Origin of the sequence: Streptomyces sp. NPDC093064, assembly GCF_044754605.1 — a bacterium.
Taxonomy (GTDB): Bacteria; Actinomycetota; Actinomycetes; order Streptomycetales; family Streptomycetaceae; genus Streptomyces.
Map to the genome: position 1 here is coordinate 1 of NZ_JBIVPK010000139.1, position 1928 is coordinate 1928.

A 1928-nucleotide genomic window follows, 5' to 3' on the forward strand; every position below is an offset into this window, starting at 1 on the left:
TGTTGTGCGCCCAGCATGGGCGATCGATTGGGGGTGGAAGTCCCCTGGGGGAAGAGGTAGTGCTAACCCCGAGCCGGAGGCAAGGGCGTCATCGTGAGGTGGGGTCTGAAGGAAGCTCGAGGCGAGACCTGGGTACCGAGGAACACGAACCGCGTATGAGGCGTGCTGGTCGGGTGAGCCCGCAACAGAGGGCGATGCCCGTCACTGCCAAGAAGGCCAGGGCGTAAACGCGGCGGGGATCCAGGGACATTGATCGTCCTTACCTGGGGAGATCTGTCCGGGTGTCGGTTGTGCTGAGGCGTCGCCGCGCCGACGGGTAGCGCCGGAAGGTGTTGTCTGACCGGGCAGAAGTCAGCAGAGGCCGTAGTACCAGCTGGGTTGACTACCTGTGGGTGATGGGCTGGGAAGGGCCGAACATCGAGTGGAACGGGTGATGCGGTGGCTGCTCGTACTGGTCACGGTGATCGCGGAAAGTCCGCTTCGGCGGTGCCGACCGGGGAGGGACCGGTGCATCCCGGAAACGTCCCGGCGGAGCGTAGTGACCGGTCGGTGCGTCCCGCAAAGGACGTTCACCGCGATCGGGATTCCTCGCTGTGGGAGCTGATGCTCTCGAAGGAGAACCTGCTCGCGGCGCTTAAACGCGTCGAAGCGAACCGGGGTGCTCCCGGAGTGGATGGCATGACTACTGCCGAGTTGCGGCCGTGGCTGCTGGTCCACTGGCCCGCCGTGTGGGCCGAGCTCGACGCGGGCACTTACCGGCCGGCGCCGGTCCGTCAGGTGATCATCCCGAAGCCTGGCGGTGGCGAGCGGATGCTGGGGGTGCCGCGGGTGCTGGACCGTTTGATCCAGCAGGCCATCGCGCAGGTACTCGTGCCCATCTTCGACCCGCAGTTCTCGGGGTCGTCCTTCGGGTTCCGTCCCGGCCGGTCCGCCCATCAGGCGGTCCGGGTCGCGCGGCGGGCGATTGAGGATGGCAACCGGTGGGTCGTGGATCTTGATCTGGACCGGTTCTTTGACCGTGTCCAACATGATGTCCTGATGGCGCGGGTGGCTCGCAAGGTCCGTGACCGCAGGGTCTTGAAACTGATCCGCAGGTACCTGGAAGCCGGGATCATGGTGGACGGCGTGAAGATGCCGAGCGAGGAGGGGACCCCGCAGGGATCCCCGCTCTCGCCCGTCTTGTCGAACATCATGCTCGACGACCTGGACCGGGAGTTGTTCAAGCGCGGTCATCGGTTCGTGCGTTACGCCGACGACGTGCGCGTCTTCGTGCGGAGCGAGCGGGCCGCCCGCAGGGTGCTCGACTCGGTCACGGCCGTGGTCGAGCAGCGGTTGAAGTTGAGGGTCAACCGGGAGAAGTCGAAGGTCATACCAGCCAGCAGAGCAACGATGCTGGGGTTCGCTTTCTACTACACCCTGGGCGGGGTGAAGATCCGGGTCGATCCGAAGGCGCTGACGCGCTGGAAAGCGAAGATCCGGGAACTGACCTCGCGCCGGTGGAGCGTCGCGATGGAAGACCGTATCGCGAGGATCAACCGGTATATGACCGGGTGGATGGGCTACTTCCAGCTCTCGGACGCCTTCAGGCCGTTCCGGGACCTGGACGAGTGGTTCCGCCGCAGGATGCGGCAGATCCGCTGGAAGGAATGGAAGATGCCCCGGACCCGCCGGGCGAACTTGCGCAGGCTCGGGATCAACGAGTCGTTCTCCCACCAGTGGGGGAACAGCAGCAAGGGCTACTGGCGGATCGCGGGCTCACCTGTCCTCCAGCGAGCGCTGCCCAACTCCTACTGGGAAGACCTTGGCCTGCTCACGCTCAAGACGACCTGGCACCGGATGAGATCAGCTCGGTGAACCGCCGGATGCGTGACCCGCATGTCCGGTGGTGTGGGAGGAGGGCTGGGCGACCCGGCCCTCCTACCCGATTT

1 protein-coding gene is annotated in these 1928 nt (G+C 65.6%); it reads left to right on the forward strand.

Going from position 1 to position 1928, the window contains the following annotated elements:
- Positions 1-507 precede the first annotated feature (507 nt).
- Positions 508-1854, forward strand: a complete 1347-nt coding sequence (gene ltrA, locus ACIQFZ_RS43415; protein ID WP_382622588.1) for a group II intron reverse transcriptase/maturase — start codon at positions 508-510, stop codon at positions 1852-1854.
- Positions 1855-1928: the final 74 nt, after the last annotated feature.